Annotated in this window: 11 protein-coding genes; 1 reads left to right on the forward strand and 10 read right to left on the reverse strand. The window is 68.8% G+C overall.

Annotated elements, in window-relative coordinates; genetic code table 11:
* Positions 1–219: 219 nt before the first annotated feature.
* Positions 220–1,014, forward strand: coding sequence for an MBL fold metallo-hydrolase (locus ACWGCN_RS09350; RefSeq protein WP_379312994.1), 795 nt, complete (start codon positions 220–222; stop codon positions 1,012–1,014).
* A 3-nt stretch (positions 1,015–1,017) separates the two neighbouring features.
* Here ACWGCN_RS09350 and ACWGCN_RS09355 read toward each other — a convergent pair whose 3' ends face one another.
* The 10 genes from ACWGCN_RS09355 to ACWGCN_RS09400 are packed head-to-tail and all read right to left on the reverse strand — an operon-like array spanning position 1,018 to position 18,457.
* Complete coding sequence (locus ACWGCN_RS09355) at positions 1,018–2,226, reverse strand: cytochrome P450 (RefSeq protein ID WP_379312993.1); 1,209 nt, start codon at positions 2,224–2,226, stop codon at positions 1,018–1,020.
* Positions 2,223–3,887, reverse strand: a complete 1,665-nt coding sequence (locus ACWGCN_RS09360; RefSeq protein WP_379312992.1) for a fatty acyl-AMP ligase — start codon at positions 3,885–3,887, stop codon at positions 2,223–2,225. Before ACWGCN_RS09360 ends, ACWGCN_RS09355 begins: the two co-directional genes overlap by 4 nt.
* 8 nt (positions 3,888–3,895) lie before the next feature.
* Positions 3,896–4,633: a thioesterase II family protein gene (locus ACWGCN_RS09365; protein WP_379312991.1), complete on the reverse strand. Its 738-nt coding sequence runs from the start codon at positions 4,631–4,633 to the stop codon at positions 3,896–3,898.
* The gene (locus tag ACWGCN_RS09370) at positions 4,630–5,889 is read right to left on the reverse strand and encodes a cytochrome P450 (protein ID WP_452458264.1); all 1,260 of its coding nucleotides are present in this window, start codon (positions 5,887–5,889) and stop codon (positions 4,630–4,632) included. Before ACWGCN_RS09370 ends, ACWGCN_RS09365 begins: the two co-directional genes overlap by 4 nt.
* The gene (locus ACWGCN_RS09375; RefSeq protein WP_379312989.1) at positions 5,886–6,779 is read right to left on the reverse strand and encodes a class I SAM-dependent methyltransferase; all 894 of its coding nucleotides are present in this window, start codon (positions 6,777–6,779) and stop codon (positions 5,886–5,888) included. Before ACWGCN_RS09375 ends, ACWGCN_RS09370 begins: the two co-directional genes overlap by 4 nt.
* 2 nt (positions 6,780–6,781) lie before the next feature.
* Positions 6,782–7,039 (reverse strand): acyl carrier protein, encoded by a 258-nt coding sequence (locus tag ACWGCN_RS09380; protein WP_056810906.1) that lies wholly within the window; start codon positions 7,037–7,039, stop codon positions 6,782–6,784.
* Positions 7,040–7,051: 12 nt separating this feature from the next.
* Complete coding sequence (locus ACWGCN_RS09385) at positions 7,052–7,969, reverse strand: acyl-CoA desaturase (RefSeq protein WP_379312987.1); 918 nt, start codon at positions 7,967–7,969, stop codon at positions 7,052–7,054.
* A gap of 60 nt (positions 7,970–8,029) precedes the next feature.
* Entirely contained in the window at positions 8,030–9,283 is a 1,254-nt protein-coding gene (locus ACWGCN_RS09390) for an MFS transporter (RefSeq protein WP_379312986.1), read from the reverse strand.
* Positions 9,261–11,507, reverse strand: a complete 2,247-nt coding sequence (locus ACWGCN_RS09395) for a beta-ketoacyl synthase (RefSeq protein WP_452458265.1) — start codon at positions 11,505–11,507, stop codon at positions 9,261–9,263. Before ACWGCN_RS09395 ends, ACWGCN_RS09390 begins: the two co-directional genes overlap by 23 nt.
* Before the next feature lie 29 nt (positions 11,508–11,536).
* Positions 11,537–18,457, reverse strand: coding sequence for an SDR family NAD(P)-dependent oxidoreductase (locus ACWGCN_RS09400; RefSeq protein WP_452458266.1), 6,921 nt, complete (start codon positions 18,455–18,457; stop codon positions 11,537–11,539).
* Positions 18,458–18,465 lie beyond the last annotated feature (8 nt).

The raw sequence follows: 18,465 nt of genomic DNA on the forward strand, positions 1-18,465 counted from the left end.
GCCAAACATTGATCAACGGTATTCGGTGCCGAGCATCCCCCATTCCGAAATCCGCTCTCCCCGAAGGAGCTTCCGACTATTTGCGCAGGTCAGAACCCTTCATACGTCGATTCGATCGCGAAATACGATGGACGGATCGAAATATTCGATACGAGTCGGCGGCAGCCGTTCTCATCGATACCGTCGGCACGAAAACTCCCGTGTCGAAAGGTATGTCGCATGCACCTGACAATCGTCGGAAATCGAGCCGGTATGCCCGCCGACGGCGCAGCCAGTTCGGGCTATCTGGTCGAAACCGGCCAGTCGAGAATTCTGCTCGACTGTGGTCCCGGGATCGCGGTGATGCTCGGCAACTACCTGCACGCGAGCCTGCTCGACGCGGTGGTGATCAGCCACCTGCATCTGGATCACTGCTACGACGTGCTGCCCATCGGCAAGCAGGCTATGCGCAGCGCCCCCGACGCCCCGGACCGCCGGATCAAGCTGTTCGTGCCGAAAGGCGCTCGCGCGAGACTGGATCAGCTCGCCGCGCTGTTCCCGGTGAAGACCTTCCCCGACCTGAATCGGGCGTTCGACCTGGCCTATGAGGTCATCGAGTACGAGCGCGGCGCTACCTACCCGCTCACCGATTGCAGCATCGAACTGGTGCCCATGGTGCACACCGAACCCGCCTGCGGGATCCGGATCGAAAGCCCTACCGGCAGTATCGCGTTCACCGGCGACACCGGCTGGAACGACAACCTCGTCGCGCTCGCCGCCGATGTCGACATCTTTCTCGCCGAGTCCACCCTCGCCGAGCCGGATCACACAGCTCACGGCCATCTGTGCGCCACCGAGGTCGGGCGGGCCGCCGCGGCCGCGGGGGCGCGCTCGGTGGTACTGACCCATCTCGGCTCGGCGCAGCCGCAATGGCAGCAGGCTCGACGCGACGACGTGGCCGCGGAGTTCGACGGGCCCGTACACCTGAGCCGACCCGGCATGCGGTTCTCGGTACCCGCCGAACAGCCGAGCTGAGCCCTACACCGCGACCGTCAATGTCGCGAGGCCGCGCAGGTTGATCCGGCCGTTCCAGGTCTGGTCGACCACCGCGGCCTCGGGAAAACGGGTCACGAAGCGCGGGAACACGATCCGGGCTTCCATCCGGACCAGGGCGGCGCCGAGGCAGTGGTGGATGCCCGCGCCGAGGGAGACGTTCTGGTGCGCGTTCGGCCGGTCCAGACGCAATTCGTCGGCGTCGGGGCCCCAGAATTCCGGGTCCCGGTTGGCGGCGGCCAGCGCGCCGATCACCCAGCTGCCCGCCGGGATCTCGTGCTCGCCGACGCGCAACGGTGTGACGGTGATCCGGCGCATCAGGTGCACCGGGGTGTCGAAGCGCATCAGCTCGTCGACGGCGCTCACCGCCAGGTCGGGCTCGTTCCGCAGCCGCCGCGCCTGGTCCGGATGCTGCAGCAGCGAGCGGATTCCGCTGCCGAGGTGGGTCACCGTGGTCTCGTGGCCCGCGATGTAGAGGAACATCACCTGCGAGATCAGCTCGTCCTCGCCGAGCATGTCGCCGTCGTCCTCGGCGCTGATCAACGCGGAGAGCAGGTCGTCGCCGGGGGTGGCGCGCTTCCAGCGGATCAGCTCACGAACCATGCCGAACAGTTCCTGGTTGGCGGCTCTGATCCGGTCCTGGGTCTCGGCGCTCGCGAACGGCTCGAACACCAGCACGATGGTCGCGGTCAGCTCGCGCAGGCGGGTGTGCTCGCCGACGGGGATACCGAGCATTTCCGAGATGATGGTGAAGGGCAGCGGAAAAGCCAGTTCGGCGATGACATCCGCGGTGCCCGCGGCGGCGATCCGGACCAGTGCCTCTTCGACGAGTTCCTCGACGCGCGGCTGCAGCGATTCGATGGCCCGCGGCGTGAAGGCCTTCGACACCAGCCGTCGCAGGCGGGTGTGGTCGGGCGGGTCCTGGTCCAGCATCGACAGCCCGCCCATCACCCGGCTCTCCTTGCGGACCTCGGCACTGCCGCTCTTCCACGCGGGCAGATGCCGCAGGTGCGCCTCGTCGACCGAGTGCGCCGAGCGCTGCAGCGCGGCCACATCGGCGTGCCGGGCGATGATCCAGAACCCGAGCGGATGTTGCTGCGCGGGTCCCGCGGCCTGCAGCTGGGCGTAGTGCGGATAGGGGTCGTCGATGAATCCCGGTGCGGTGGGATCGAAGACGTAGGTCTCGGTGCTCATTCCAGGTACCGCTTTCTCGCTGCTGCTCGCATAATTTTTCCGCTGCTCGTCTTCTGCACGGTGTTCGGCGCGGCGAGCACCACATCCGCCACGGCGAGTTCGTGCTCCTGCGTCACCGCGGCCCGGATGGCCCCCACGATGTCGTCGGCATCGGCATCGGCATCGGCGTCGCGCTCGAGCTCCTGGACGACGACCAGCTTCTCGCCGTCGCGCCCCGGTACCGCGAACGCCGCGCCGCTGCCGGGTCGCAGCGCCGGGTGCGCGCGGGCCACGGTGTGCTCGATGTCGTGCGGGTAGTAGTTGCGGCCCCGGATGATGATCATGTCCTTGAGCCGGCCCACCACATACAGTTCGTCGTCGACGATCAGGCCGAGGTCGCCCGTGCGCAGGTAGGCGCGCTCGGCATCGTCGGCGATGCGAGCCTGGAAGGTCGCGGCGCTCATCTCCGGCAGGCCCCGATAGCCCTGGGCCACATGGTCACCCGCCACCCAGATCTCGCCTGCCCGATCCGGCGGGCAGGGCTCGCCCGTCTCCGGGTCGACGATGCGCAGCGACTCACCCGGCAGCACCACACCCGAGCCGACGAGCGTGCGCCCCTGATCCGCGGTGGCCGCGACGTAGCGCCGGTCGGCGAGCGCGTCGATATCGGCGTCCAGCAATCGCGGACCGCGACCTTTCCCACTGGCCGACACCAGCAGGGTGGCTTCCGCGAGCCCGTAGCACGGGAAGACCGATTGGGCGCTAAAACCCAGTGGGGCAAAGGTTTTCGCGAACCTGTCCAGGGTCTCGGCGCGGATCGGTTCGGCGCCGTTGAAGGCGACCTTCCAGGAACTCAGGTCGAGATCGGGCAGCTCGCCCGCCGCCGCGCGCGCGACACAGGCATCGAAGGCGAAGTTCGGGCCGCCGCTGGTGTGCGCGCGATAGCGTGAGATGGCCTCCAGCCACCGCAGCGGCCGCCGGATGAACGTGGTGGGCGACATCTGGATACACGTGGCGCCCACATACACCGGTTGCAGCACATTCCCGATCAGGCCCTGGTCATGGAAGAAGGGCGCCCAGCCGACGACGGTGGATTCACGGTCGTGGCCGAAACTGTGCCGGATCATCTCCTCGTTGGCCACCAGGTTTCGATGCGTGACCATCACGCCCTTGGGCGCGGAGGTCGACCCGGAGGTGTACTGGAGGAACGCCACGGAATCCGGATCGAGTACCTCCGGCGCGAAAGCGTTTTCCGCCGTGGGCAATTCGTCGACGGCCAGCCACTGCCGAGCCGTGCACACCGGCTCGAGCACCGATCGCAGGGGCTCGAGCACCGCGCCGATCGTCAGCACGGCCGTGGGCGCGCAGTCGGCGACGACAGCGCGGGTCGAGTCCTGCACCTTGCCGCGACGCGGCGGATTCACCGGCACCGCCACGATGTTCGCGTAGAGGCAGCCGAAGTAGGCGGTGATGAACTCGACGGACTGCCCGAAGACGAGCAGGGCGCGATCGCCCGGCTCGCACCGCGCGCGCAGCAGGCTCGCCACCGCCATCGCCGCGTCGTGGAGTTCGCGATAGGTCGTGGTGGTGTGCTCGGCACCGTTGTCGTCGAGGAAGATGTAGGCGATGCGGTCCGGCTCGTCGACGGCGCGGCGCGCGAGGATGTCGGGAAGAAGCTGCACGTCGGTCCTCAGGTCAGGGCGGCGGTCATGATCGCCGCGATCGCCGCGCGGTGTCGATGGTGGAACAGGTGATCACCGGTGAACTCGTGCGTGGCGAACGGACCGTCGGTCAGCGTGCCCCAGGCCCACACTTCCTCCGGATCGGCGATCGGGTCCTCGGTGCCGTAGAAGGTCGTGATCGGGCAGCTGAGCCGGGGCTGCGACCGGTGGCTGTACTCCTCCGACAACTCCAAGTCCGCCCGCGTCAGCGGCAGCGCGTACCGCAGGAAGCTCGCGCTGCGGCCCGCCGCGCCCCACGCCCCCATCGCGGCCATCGCGTCGGCGAAGTCGTCGTCGGGCAGGCGATGCAGGACCGCACGACTCGCCGCCAGGTGCGGTGCGCGGCGACCGGACACGAACAGGTGGATCGGTGGCCGATCAGCGAGGGTCAGCGCGCGAGCCAGTTCATAGGCGATCAGCGCGCCCATGCTGTGGCCGTAGATCGCCACCGGCGTTTCACCCGATTGTGTTATCTGGCCGGTCAATTCGTCGACCGCGTCGCCGACCCGGCGCAGCGGCGGCTGCTGCGCGACGTCCTCGCGGCCGGGGAGCTGGACGCGGACCACCCCGATCTCGGGGCCGAACAGGTCGGGCCAGCGGTTGAACGACGACGCCCCGGCGCCCGCGTGCGGAATGCACACCAGTCGTACCGCCGCGGGCGCGGTGTCACTGCGCAACCACGATTTGACCAGTCCGGTGCCGGTCATGATGCCCGCCGCACATCGACGGGAAGGCTCTTCAGACCGCGCACGATGAAACTGTGGTCCTGCCACTCGAGTTCCGCCGACCGTGATTCCAGGTACTGCGAGCGGACGAACAGGTACTCGAAGGCGACCTGAGCCTGTAGTTCGGCGAGCAATCCGCCGAGACAACCGTGCATACCGTGGCCGAAGCCCAGATGTCCACCGCCGGTGCGGGTCAGGTCGAACTCGTCGGGCCGGGTGAAGACGTCGGGGTCGCGGTTGGCCGCGCCGAGGCACACCAGGATCTGCTCGCCCGCCGAGATCCTGGCCCCGTCGAGCTGGATATCGCGGGTGGCCAGGCGTTTGGTCAACTGCAGCGGCGGGTCGTAGCGCAGTGCCTCGGTGACCGCCGCCTCGACCGACTCCGGTCCGCGACGCAGCAGCGCCGCCTGCTCGGGATTGCGCAGCAGGGCGAGTGTGCCGTTGCCGATCAGCGATTTGGTGGTTTCGTTGCCCGCGACGAAGCACATGATGCAGACGAACACCAACTCCTCGTCGGACAGCACATCCCCGCCCCCGGTCCGCGCGGCGAGCAACTGGCTGATCAGATCGGTGCCAGGCCGGGCTCGTCGCTGCGCCAACACCGCGTCGATGGCGGCGGCGAACTCCTCGACCACCGCGCAGACCCGCTCGAAGTCCCCGGCTTTCATCATCCCGGGTTCGAGCAGGAATCGGATGTCGTGGGTCCACGGCCCGACTCGGCCGCGCAACTCCTCGGGCAGGTCCATCCACTCACACAGCACCGCGACCGGCAGCGGCGCGGCCAGATCGGCGATCACATCGAAGCCACCGTCGCGCCAGGCCCGCTCCATCAGGTCGCCGGCGACCCGGGTCACCAGCGGTCGCAGCGATTCCACCGACCGGGCGGTGAACACCCGGTTCACCAGTCCGCGCAGGCGCGCGTGATCGGGATTGTCGGTGAACACCAACGACTTACGCCCGAGACGTTCGATCTGCTCGACGCTGCAATGGCCGAGCCGCTCGGCCTGCCGGGTCACCAGGCTGGGGATCAGCCCGGCGCTGAACGAGCGATCGTGCAGTACGCCGCGAGCCTCGGCGTGCCGGGTGAGCACCCACATGCCGAGCGTGCGGTGCACCGGTTCGACCTCACGCAACTGCTGGTAGATCGGGTACGGGTCGTGCCGGAATTCGGCGCTGAACGGGTTGAACCGCACCCGGGTCCGGGCGGGCGCGACGGGATCGGACGACTGCGTGGTCATGCCGACCGCACCGGATGGTCGGTGAAGAATCCGCTGCGATAGGGCACCAACACCAATCGCAGCAGGCCGATCTTGCCCATCCGGAAACCGAGCGCCGACAGTTTCAGGTAGCGCGCGTAACGCGCGACCACGTCGGCGCCGACGAGCTCGGTGGCCTCGGCACGGTTCGCGCGCAGCCTGCGCGCCCACTGCTCACACGTCCAGGCGTAGTCGAGACGACCGTTGCTGATCGAACGCACCTCGAACAGTCCCTCTGCCGCGGCGGTGATCTCGGCCAGGGTCGGCAGGTCGGCGTCGGGGAAGATCTCCTGCTGCATGAAGACGCTGGCCTGATCGCGGGACATGTTCGCGTAGGCGATCGTCTGCAACGACAGCGTGCCGTCGGGCTCGAGCCAGTCCCGGCAGCGAGTGAAGAAGTCCCGGTACACGCCGATCTTCTGTTCCGGCGAGTCGTCGGGGGTGGCGAAGTGCTCGAAGGCGCCGATCGAGATGATGCCGTCGAATCGGGTGTCCGGCTCGTAGTGCACCCAGCTCTCGGTCCGCACCTCGACGCCGGGGTAGGCGCGCGAGCGGACGAACTCGGCCTGCTCGGGGCTGAGCGTGAGCCCGACGGACCGGGCGACCCCGGCTTTTGCCGAGCGTTCGAGGATCGCGCCCCACCCGCAGCCGATGTCGAGGACCGAGGTGGCGTGCTCGGCGTCGATCGCGTCCAGGTGGTATCGCAGTTTGCGATCCTGGGCGATTTCCAGTGTGTCGTCGGGGTTTTCGCGCAGGGCGCAGGAGTAGGACAGCGACTCGTCGAGCCAGAGGCGATAGAAGTCGTTACCCGCGTCGTAGTGGTGGCGGATCGCTGCGGCGGCCGCGACGGACCGCTCGATATGCACCGACATCGCTACCCCACACTCCGCCGGCTCTGCTCGTGCAGGTAGGCAGCGACGGCGTCGAGGTTCGGGTTGTCGAACAGGTCCTCGGGCGCCAGATCGACGCCGTAGCGGTCCTCGACTTCGATCAGCAGCGCCACGGCCAGGGCCGAGTCGATGCCGAGGCGGTCGAAATCGGTGGCCGGGTCGATGGTGGCGGCCGGTACCTCGAGCAGACTCGCGAGGTATTCCTGGCACCAGGTGACAATGGCTTCTTTACTCGTATCCATGGTGAGAATTCCTTAGATTCGCTTGGCTGCCATGCGTTCGGCGGAGGGCATTTTCAGGTCCCAGGCGAGACCACAGAACGCCAGTGTTCGGATGAGCCAGAAACCGGGGTCGAGTCGATACCAATCCAACCCGAAAGAGGGCGACTCCGGAAACGCGTGGTGATTGTTGTGCCACGACTCCCCCAGTGTCGCCAGGGCGAATACACCACCGTTGTGGCTGTTCTCGCGGGATTCGTACCGACGGGTGCCGAACATGTGCAGGAACGAATTGATCGCCCACACGATGTGCTCGAGAACGAAGATGCGTACCAGTCCGCCCCAGAGCAGGCCGGCGACCGCGCCGGTCCAGCTCATCGAGACCAGACCGCCGATCACCGTCGGGATCAGCAGCCCGAGCGCCACCCAGTAGTAGTAGAGGCGGGCGATGCGGACCAGGCCACGGTCCTTGATCAGATCGGGCGCGTAGTGCACCACGTTCGGGTACTCGTGGCGGCGCATCCACAGGAAATGCGAGTGGGCCAGGCCACGCAGGGCTCCGCGCAGGCCGTCACCGGCGAGGTTGGGTGAGTGCGGGTCGCCTTCGCGATCGCTGTACTCGTGGTGGCGCCGGTGCAGCGCGACCCAGGAGATGACCGGGCCCTGGCCCGCCATCGAGCCGAGGATCGCGAGCACCCACGTCACCCACGGCGCCGCTTTGAACGTGCGGTGGGTGAACAGCCGGTGATAGCCGACCGTGACGCCGAGCCCGGTGAGCAGCCACATCCCGAAGAGCAGGGCGAATTCCAGCACACCGAAGGGCCGGACCAGCAGGAAGGCGAAAGCTACGACGGTGCCGATGATCGGGAGAATATCGAACAGCAGGAAGTGACGTCGTTGCAGTCTATGAATATAGGGACTACTGATCGTTTTTCTGCGCGGATCGGGATTCATTGCTCAATTCACCTCAGGCGGTATAGAAACCGGGCGCAACATTATTACCGTAACCGGGGTTCAACGGTCGGCGACGGCGTGTGACAATTGCCGATCGTCGGATCGGAATTGTTTATGACGGACCAGCGACAGCGCCACACTCAGCGCGCCGAAGCAGATAGCGAACATCCAGATGCGATCGGCCCCGAAGATCGCGATGACGGCCCCGCCGATCGCCGAGCCGAGTGCGGCGCCGAGATACAACGCCGACCCGTTGAGCGACAAGAGCATCGGCGCCTGCTCCGGGCTCGCGTCGGCGATCATGCTGTGCTGCTGCGCGGGCAGGAACGCCCAGCCGACCACACCCCACATCGTGACGAAGGCGACGGTGGTCGCCAGGGTCTGCGCGGCGATCGGCTGCCACGTCAGGTTCACGGTGAACAGTGTCAACGCGCCGAGCAGGACCGGCCGGGCACCGAATCGGTCGACCAGCATGCTCCCGCCCCACAGACCGACGATCGCCCCGACGCCGTGCGCCATGATCAACGTGCCGACATGGCCCGCGCCCACCCCCTGGGCGTCGACGAAGATCGGGCCCAGATAGGTGAACATCATCAATCCGGCGGTCATCGCCGAGATCGTCACCGCGAGCCCCAGCCACACCGGTGGGTGCCGCAGGGGTGCGAGCCGCTGTCGCAGCGACACCACGGGTGTGGCCTCGCCCGCCGGAACCGTCAGTGCCACACCGACAGTGGTGATCAGCGCCACCACGGCCACGGCGACGAACGCCATCCGCCACGACGACAACCCGGCGACCCACACCCCGAGCGGCACGCCCGCCACGGTGGCGATCGAGATGCCGCCGAGGATCACCGCCAGCGCCCGGCCGCGACGATCCGCCGTGGCCATGCCGGCCGCCGCCGCGGCTGCCAAGGGGACATAGATCCCCGCGACGCACCCGGCCGCGACGCGCGCCACCGCCATCACCCCCGGCGCCCAGGCCACCGCCGCGAGCAGATTCACGACGGCGAACAGCGCGGTCGCGGCCAGCAGCAGCCGCCGGGGCGAGCGCACCCGCAGCACGGTGACCACGACGGGCGCGGCCAGGGCGTAGGCCAGGGAGTAGCCGGTGACGAACAGCCCGGCACCGGTGATGGAGACCCGCAGGTCGGCCGCCATCGGCGCCAGTACCCCGGCGACGAGGTAGTTGTCGGTCCCCGCGCAGAACGCGCCGAGCGCGAGCACCAGGACCGGCAGCCACCGAATCGACGACGGCGCGGCATCGGTGACGGTCACCGAATGCCCCGGCGCCTCACCAGGGTCGGGCGCCGGCATCGCGCAACTCCACGGCGACATCGATGAGTTCGTAGATCCGCATGCTCGGTTTCCAGACGCTCGCGTCGGCGATCACCCGGATCCGGCCGGGTCGCCGTTCGACGCTCTTGATGTGCACCTCGAGGGTCATCAGCTCGTCGCTCGCCAGGATCTGCCCGCGATACCGCCACGACAGCGACACCCCGACCGGGAGGACGAATTCCGGCGCGACCAGCTCGGCGGCGAGACCGGAGTCGACCGTCCACTCCTGCATCGCCTGGATCACCGCCTCGACCCCGAGCGAGCCCGGCATCACCGGGTCGAGGTAGAAGTGGTAGCCGAAGAACCAGTCGTCGGCGGCGACCGGACGGGTGGCACGCAGGTAGCCGAGCCCGTAGGTGCCCGCGCTGTCGACGGTCTCGATGCGGTCGAGCATCGCCAGATGCCCGACCGCGCACGGCATGCCGGTACCCGCCGCGCGTCTGGCCGCCACGTCGATCACGCGGACGTCGGGACGTCGGTCCTGGCTGTCGAGCCAGGTCGGCACGAGCTCGCCGTTGTCGAGTCCGTTCTGGTTCGCCAACGCCGGGGCGTTGAAGAACCCGAACAGCGACTGCCCCGCGTAGAACGGTTCACCGTCCACCGAGAGTTCGTAGGAGAACGTCTGCAACACGACGCCGACCAGGACGGTGGTGTCGGTCAGCCTGCTCGTCTGCTGAATCGTCTTGTCCCGCAAGTCGACTTCGCGCAGGACGGTCGCGGAGCCGTCGAGATTGCGCAGGCTGAAATCCTCCCCGGGCGAGGTGAGGGTCGCGCCGAGGAAGTAGCCGAGCAGCAGCGCCGATTGCAGCGAGGTCTCCATGTAGACGACGTTGGGCATGGAGGCATCGGCCGACTCGAGGTAGTACCAGGAATCGGCGGGCGAGTCGTACTCGGTGTGCGAGCTGCCCGCGTCGAGCTGTCCGCGTCGGCCGTCGACGGCCATCACGCGGTCGCAGAGCTGGAGTCCGTGGTTGGGCATGCGGGTGGCCCTGCGGCCGGCGTAGGCCGAGAACTCCGGGCCGAGCGCGATGCCGAGATCACCGCGGGCGCTGTGGGTCATGTGGAATTCGCCGAGCAGCGCACGCTGACCGAAGGCGTTGCGGCGGCCGAGGAATCGGGGAATCTCACCGCCGGCCTCGGGACCGATCGGCAGACCCGATTCCTCCGCGACCTCGAGGGTGAGGCCGTGCACGCGCGCCACCACTGCGCCCGCACACCGGATCTCGGCGTTGATCCGGAGCCAGGGACGCGGGAGCAGGTCGATCTGGACCACGTCGGCGATCAGCTCGACGGGGCCTGTCATCGGCGCGGACACAGTCACCTCGAAGGGTTCGCCCGCCTGGAATCGGGCCCCGGCCAGGCACAGCTGCAAGCCCGCGCGCACCGCGAAGACCTGGGCGGCCTGCCAGGTGAGCTCGGTTGCCGCGGTGACCGGATCGGGGCCGTCGACGCGGCAGGTGGCGCGCAATCGCCCTCTGGCCCATGGCCCTTCACGTCCGGCGATCTCGAGCACCTCGGTGAGGGTGGCGTGGGTGCCGTCGGTCAGCCGGATGTCGGGGTTGACGCCTTCCTGGTCGTAGGCCGGACCGAAGACAGCGGCTATCTCGCCCCTGCCCAGCGCCGCGAGGTCGGCGCCGTTCAGCGTGGTGATCGGCGTGCGGGCGAGGAACTTGAAGGCGTTCATGGTGGTCGCGGGCGCAGGCAGCTCGAAGACCACCGGGTGCCCGGGCGCCGCGGAGACCGCCAGACCGGTTGCCGGCGTGTAGTCCACCATCACCGCGAAGGACTGTTCCGCCCAGGTGGGCGACTCGGGAGTGATTTCCGTGTCGGTCCGGGCGATGTGCTCGCCGCGACCGAGGCTCGCGAGCGCGCGCCGCTGCAATGCGGTCTGCACGTCCATCGCCGACAAGTGCGCCGCCACCAGCTCGGAGCGGACCTCGTGCAGGAGGGCGGAAATGGGGTCGGCGGGTGTACCGCCCGCCGCCACCGGCACAGTGGCCGATGGCGCCGGTGCGGTGGCCGACTGCGCCGGTGCGGTGGTGTGTCGCACCGCGGGCACCGCCGAGCTGGGCGCCGGGGCCTCCGGCGCTGTGGATGACGATCGGGGGGCGGGGCTGACGGCCGGCTCCAGTGCCAGCGACCAGGCGAGGACGTCGAAGGGCTCACCGTCGAAGTCGAGGGTGTCCAGTGGTGTGATGGTCATCGGATCTCCATTCCTCACATCGACGATGCTCACGCGCGCTGCTCGCGCAACCGCACGGCCTCGGCGAACTTCTCGGTCATCTCCGGGGTGGCGATCACGGCGAGATCGGAGTAGCGCTGCAGCACAGTGCCGTTCGGATCACACGCCGTGACGGTCACGGTGACCTCGGTGCCGGTCGCGTTGGCACGCAGGTCGTCGACCACCAGCACGAACGAACTGTCGTCGGGCAGGGGGGCGAAGTACTCGATACGCCCGATCGACAGCGGCAGGCAGGCCGAGTTCATGAACCACACACCGAGCAACGCGCCGGCCTGGATCGCGACGTCGGCCAGCACCGGACTGTGCAGTGCCCCCGCGTAGTTGCCGGTGCCGAGGCGAGCGTCGGGGAGCTTGCCTTCCACGACGAGGCGGCGGTCGGCTCGTTCCAGGATGCGGCGCACGCCCTGCAGCAGCGGCCCGTGGAACAGGTCCGCGGCACGGTAGACGTCGAGCCCGTTCTCCGGTCCCACACCGATCGCGTAGCCCGGCCATTCGGAAACGACGGGGGCGGGCCATGTTTCAGCGGCGAGGAGGAAGGTGCCGGTGAAGTGCGACGGCGCCAGTGTCTTGCCCGGTTCGTCGCTGCGGATCCAGACCGTGACGCTCAGGCGATCGTCGACGACGATCCCCGCCTGCGCCTCGAGCCGGTAGGAGCGTTCGTCCTTGCCGTCGTAGACGATGCCCCGCAGTACCTCGAAGCCGGTGCATTCCACCACCCGCAGGCCCGGGTTGGCGCGCTCGAGCACATTGATCGCCCAGCCGAGTCCGGCGGCCGCCGGGAACACCGGGAACTTGCCGACTCGATGATCACCGATCACCGCATCGCCGGCCAGCGGCGCGAGATCACGGTGCGTGGTGAAAGAGCTTGTCGGGGTGAGGGTCACGGCCGTGGCCAGCGGTGCCGCGGGACCGACCAGCACCGACACGTCGTCGGCGCGACCGGGGGCGAACTGTTCGGCGAACATCCGGGCTCCGGCGTCCATCCCGAGCAGCGCGACACCGCGGGCGAGGAAGACTTCGCGCAACTGCGGAGTCACCATGCCGCCGTCCCACGCACCCCAGTTGACGGTGGTGACGTGTCCGGCCAGACCTTGCCGTCGCCAGCTGACCGCCGCCCGGTTGAGGGCTTCGTTGGCGACCGCGTAGTCGGCCTGACCCGGATTGCCGTACACCCCGGCCACCGACCCGAACAGGATGAGGTGTCCGAGCGTGGCCTCGCGCAAGGCGGTGACCACGTTGTACAGCCCGTCCAGCTTGGTCGCGAGGACGAGACGGATGTCGTCGGCCGTCTTGGCGGGGAGCAGGGAATCCGCGAGGGCGCCTGCCCCGTGCACGATGCCGGTGATCCGGCCCGCGTCCGGCGCGAGTGCCCGCTCGGTGGCGTCGGCGTCGGTGATGTCGACCGCGAGGTAGCGCACCCGTGCGCCGGTCTCGGCCACCGCGTCGATGGTCGCGCGGATCTCGCGCTGTGCCAGCAGGTTTCGGGTGAGGCGGTCGACCTGCTTGGGCGTCGGCTGCTCACCCGCGGCGCGCACGGCGGCGATGGCGGCAGCCTTGAGCGCGTCGTCGGCGACACCTGCCGCCCACTCCGGCTCGTCCTCGAGTTCAGTGCGGCCGAGCAAGAGGAACTCGCACGGCTTGCGAGCAGCCAGTTCACGAACACACCGCGCGGTCACTCCCCGTGCGCCACCGGTGACAACGAGAACATCGTCGGTGGTGAGGGCGAGTTCGGTGGCCGTGGCCGTGCTGTCGACTGCCTGCGGGCGCAGTGTCCAGCGGGTGTGCTCGGCGTCGACCCCGACTTCGCGAGCGTCGATCGCGGCGTCGTCGAGCTCGGCGAGGAAGGAGACGATCAGTGCCTCGTCGGTCAGTTGCGGCGAGAGATCCAATGCCCGGCAGAACAGCCCGGGCGCTTCCTGCGCGAGGGTCTTCACCAGACCGCTGACCCCGCCGACAACGGCGGCGGCGGCCGCTCGTTCACCGCGGTGGCCGAGCACGCCGTCGATGCGGGTGAGCGTCACGAACGCCGCCCGTGTCCCGGCTTCGGCGGTCGCGACCAGGCGGTCGTGCACCAGCGTGGCGGTGTGGATGGTATCGGCGAGCCGATGACCGCCCACCAGCCACTGGCTGTCCGCGGGCAGAACGGTCAGGCACAGATCCAGCCGCGCGACATCTTTCAGCGCGGACTCGATCGCCCCCCGCACGGTGGCGCCGTCCCATGCGGCTACGCCGGCATCGTCGCGGGCCGCGACGGCGGCCGTGTGCACGGTCCAGCCCTGCTGTTCGAGGCCGGTCGCGAGAGTCGCCGCGGTGGTGTCACCGTGGTCGAGGATCAGGGCCGTCCGCTCCGCGGCGTAGGGCTGGGAAAGGCGGTCGATGTCGGGAAGTGCGACCGGCACGATCCGCAGCAGCACCGGATCGTCTTCGATCCCGTCCTGGCTGGATCCCGGCTGAAACCCGTGTGCACCGGCGGCTTCCGACCCGCCACCGACCGTGGGGACAGCCGGGGTTGCGGCGGGAGCGGCGGAGCCGGCGACGAAATCGACGATGTCGTTCAGGGTACGCAATTCCGCGACCTGCTCCGGGCCGACCGCGGGCACACCGTCGATACGCTCAGCGACCGCACCCATGATCTGAACCCGCTTGATCGAATCCACCCCGAGATCGGCTTCCAGATCCAGCGACAACGCCAGCATCTCCGTCGGATAGCCGGTCTTCTCCGAGACGACCTGCACCAACACCGACCACACCGCGTCGGCATCGACCGCCGATTCGGTCGCAGGCGCTACAGGTGCCGAAACCACCGACGCGGCAACGAAGTCCACGATGTCGTTCAGGGTCCGCAGTTCCGCGACCTGCTCCGGACCGACCGCGGGCACACCATCGATACGCTCACCGACCGCACCCATGATCTGAACCCGCTTGATCGAATCCACCCCGAGATCGGCCTCCAGATCCAGCGACAACGCCAGCATCTCCGTCGGATAGCCGGTCTTCTCCGAAACGACCTGCGACAACACCGACCACACCGCGTCGGCATCGAGCGCGGGGCCGGTCGGCGCCGAAGCGGCACCCGGAACCGAAACCACCGATGCGGCGACGAAGTTCACGATATCGCTGAGCGTGCGCAATTCCGCGACCTGCTCCGGGCCCACGGCAGGCACACCCTCGATACGCTCACCGACCGCACCCATGATCTGAACCCGCTTGATCGAATCCACCCCGAGGTCCGCTTCCAGATCCAGCGACAACGCCAGCATGTCGGTCGGGTAGCCGGTCTTGTCCGACACCACCTGCGACAACACCGACCACACCGCGTCGGCATCGAGCGCGGGGGCCTCGCTCACCGTGACGGCGGCGGGCATCGCGGCCTGGGGAGCGGGCTCGATGTCGGCTGTCCGGCGCGCCGTGGCAACATCCGCTGCTCGTGTCGGCTGTGGTTCGGGAGTCGCCACAGCGTTCGGCGCCGAGGGCTCAGCGACTGTCCGGTGGTCGAGCAGCGTCGCCGCGGAGGTGTGACTGCCGTTCCCGTTGCCGGTGGGGAGTTCGGCGTGGAAGCCGTTCGTCCCGTTCGTGCTCGCGGTATCGACGGTCGGCGCCGGGGACCCGAGTTCGAGGCCGGACAGCGAGGCGAGGATCTCGTTGACCTGGACATGGGTCCGGCCGATCGCCAGGCTCTGTTCCTTGATCGCGTGCACGGTCTCGTGCAGGCGGTCATCGACGCCACCGGTGCGCTGGGCGTCGCGCAGAACCGAGACCAGCCCTTCGGCGACCTCGAGTTGACCCTGCGCGTACCGGCTGTGGATGTCGAGGTGCTGCTGGGCAGCCACGTCGTATCCGGTCGCGGGCTGATGCCCGATGGTCGACTCCGCCCGGACCGGCGCGGCGGCCGGAGCTTCGGCGCTCACCAGTTCCCGAGTGACGGCGGGTGTCCGCGCGGCCTCGTTCCGACCGGCGGCGTAGGCCTCGGTGGTGAGGCGCTCCCGCTCGGCGGTATGCGCTCGCGCGGCCACCTGCGCCTGTGCCGCGGCCTCGGCTTCGGCGGCCTCTCGCGCCTGCGTGACGGCTTCCAACACGAGCTGCTCCTCGATTCCCTTGCGGTAGAGGTCTTTCCGGGATTCCGGCACGAAATCGCGGCCGTTGAGCCGCACGACCATGCCGGGCGCCTCCGGCACCGCGAACGGTGCGGCGTCGTGGCGGTGGATGTCGACGATGGGCGCACCGAGCACCGCCAGTTGCAGCGCCGCCTTCTTGAGCGCCACGTCGCTGTCGCCGGTCGGGCCCTGATCGGTGGACAGGGCGATCACCTCGGCGCCGAGCGTCCGGCGCACGAGCGAGGTGAGCGTGGCCTTCGGGCCGAACTCGACGAACACGTTGCAGCCGTCGGCCTGCATGGCCCGCAGACCTGCCACGAACTCGACGGTTTCGAGCAACTGCTCGGTGAGCACGCGACGGTTGGTCGCGACCCGCGCACCGTATTCGGCGTCCCGGGAATTCGCGTAGATCTTGGTCTTGGGGGCGCGAATGGCGACGCTCTTCACCGCGGCCTTGAACGGCTCGACCGCGTGGGCGACGTAGCGGGTGTGGAACGCGCCCGCTACCGGCAGCTCGCGCACGGTCAGTCCCTGTGCCCGGCCCGCCGCGACGAACTCCGCGACAGCCGCGGTGCCGCCGCCGACCACCACCTGATCGGGTGCGTTGTGGTTGCACACGCTCACATCGGGATGATCGGCGAGGATCGCGCTGACCTGTTCACGGTCGGCCTGTACCGCCGCCATGGTGCCCGCATCGGTGTCGGTGTCGATCGCCATCGCCGCACCGCGTGCCCTGGCAAGGGTGAAGTAGTCGACGGTGTCCAGCGAACCCGCCGCCCACAGCGCGGTCAGCTCGCCGAAGCTGTGGCCCATGAACCCTTCGCACGTGAGGCCGCGCTCGGACAGGAACCGGTACTGGCCCACCGACAACGCCGCGATCGCGGGCTGCGCGAACTCGGTGCGCCGCAACGTCGCCTCCTGGGCGTTGCGCAGCTCGGGGTCGAACACCGGCGCCGGGAACACCACCGAGGCCGGCGGCCGGGCGGCGTCGGCGAACACGGCGTTGGCCTCGTCGAAGGCGGTGGCGACGGTGGGGTTGTTCAGCACCGCGGCCAGGCCCATGTCCACGTATTGGCTGCCCTGACCGGCGAACAGCGCGCCGATCTTCAGATCGGGCATGGCGCGCCGGCGGAAGACGATGCCGCGCGGATGCGTCCATTCGTCGGCGTCACCGGCGAGTTCGGTCACCGCCAGTGCGCGCAGTGCCGATGCTTCCTCGTCGTCGCGCGCCACGAACCCGACGCGCGCGTGCTCGGCCGGAATCCCGGCGTCACCGTTCGGGGCGGCGTCCGAGCTCAGCAAGCTCGCCAACTCGGTTGTCGAGGCGGCGTGCCACAGGTGGACTCGCGCGGTGCGGTGCATGGTGAGCGCGTGCCCGCGGTCGTCGCCGGCTTCCTCGAGGATCGCGTGAAAGTTGGTGCCGCCGAAGCCCATCGCCGACGCCGCCGCACGGCGCTGCGGCCGGTGCGGATCGCGGATCCACGGCCGGGTCCTGGTGTTGATGTAGAGCGGCGAGGAGTCGTCGAGCGCCTTGTTCGGCGCGGTGACATTGATCGTCGGCGGCAGCACCTTGTGGTGCAACGCCAGCGCCAGCTTGATCAGGCTGGCCGCACCGGCGGCGCCCTTGGTGTGCCCGATCTGGGATTTCACGCTGCCGATCGCGGCGTACCCGGTCTCGTCGGTGGCCTCGCGCAGCACCGCGTTCAAGGCGGCGAGTTCGGTCTGATCGCCGACGCGGGTGCCGGTGGCATGTGCCTCGAACAGCCCGATCGTGGCGGGCGAGCAGTCCGCGTCCTCGTAGGCGCGGTGCAGGGCGGCCTGCTGACCTTCGGCGCGCGGGGCGTAGATGCTCTTGAACCGCCCGTCGCTCGACGATCCGATGCCCTTGATCACCGCGTACACCCGGTCACCGTCGCGCTCGGCGTCGGCAAGGCGCTTGAGGGCGATCATGCCGATGCCCTCGCCGACCAGGGTGCCGTCGGCACTCTCGTCGAGCGGCTTGATGACACCGGACCGCGACAGCGCCCCGACCTTGCTGAAGCACAGGTAACCGAAGATCGAGTTCTCGGTGTCACAGCCACCGGTGATCATCATGTCGGCGCGACCGGACACCAGCTCGCTGATCGCGACGTGGACCGCCGACAGCGAGCTCGCGCACGCCGCGTCGACGGTGCAGTTCATGCCGCCGAGGTCGAGGCGGTTGGCGACCCGGCCCGCGATCACATTGCCCAGCAGACCGGGGAACGAGTTCTCCTCCCACGACGGGAAGGCGTCGGCGTACTTCTGCGCGATCTGTTCGGCGTCGGCCTGGGTCAGCCCACAACTGCGGATGACCTCCTTGAGCACCGGCGTCGACAGACGGGCCGCCAGTGGGTGCGACAGTGTCGTCGGTCCGGCGACGCCGAGAACCACACCGGTGCGCTCGGGCCGGTACCAGTCCGACCCGACGGCGCCCGCGTCGGCGAGCACGTCACGGGCGACGAGCAGGCTCAGCAGCTGCACGACCGTGGTGACCTCGAGCTGATTGGGCGGCAGCCCGAACTCGGTGACGCTGAACGGCATCTCGGGCACGAAACCGCCACGGCGGCAATAGGTCTTGTCGGGCGCCGTCGGGTCGGCGTCGTAGTAGTCGTCGAGGTTCCAGTGCGTGGCCGGCACGTCGGACATGCAGTCCGCGGCGTCGACGACGTTCTGCCAGAAGTCACGGAAGTTGGCGGCCATGGGGAACAGGCCGCTCAGTCCGACGATCGCGATCGGATTGTCGGCTAGTCGCCGCGTCATGGCCGGGTCTTCGGAGTGCCGAAGGTGGTCGTTCATGGTTGCTA

It is taken from the genome of Nocardia sp. NPDC055050 (assembly GCF_053608345.1).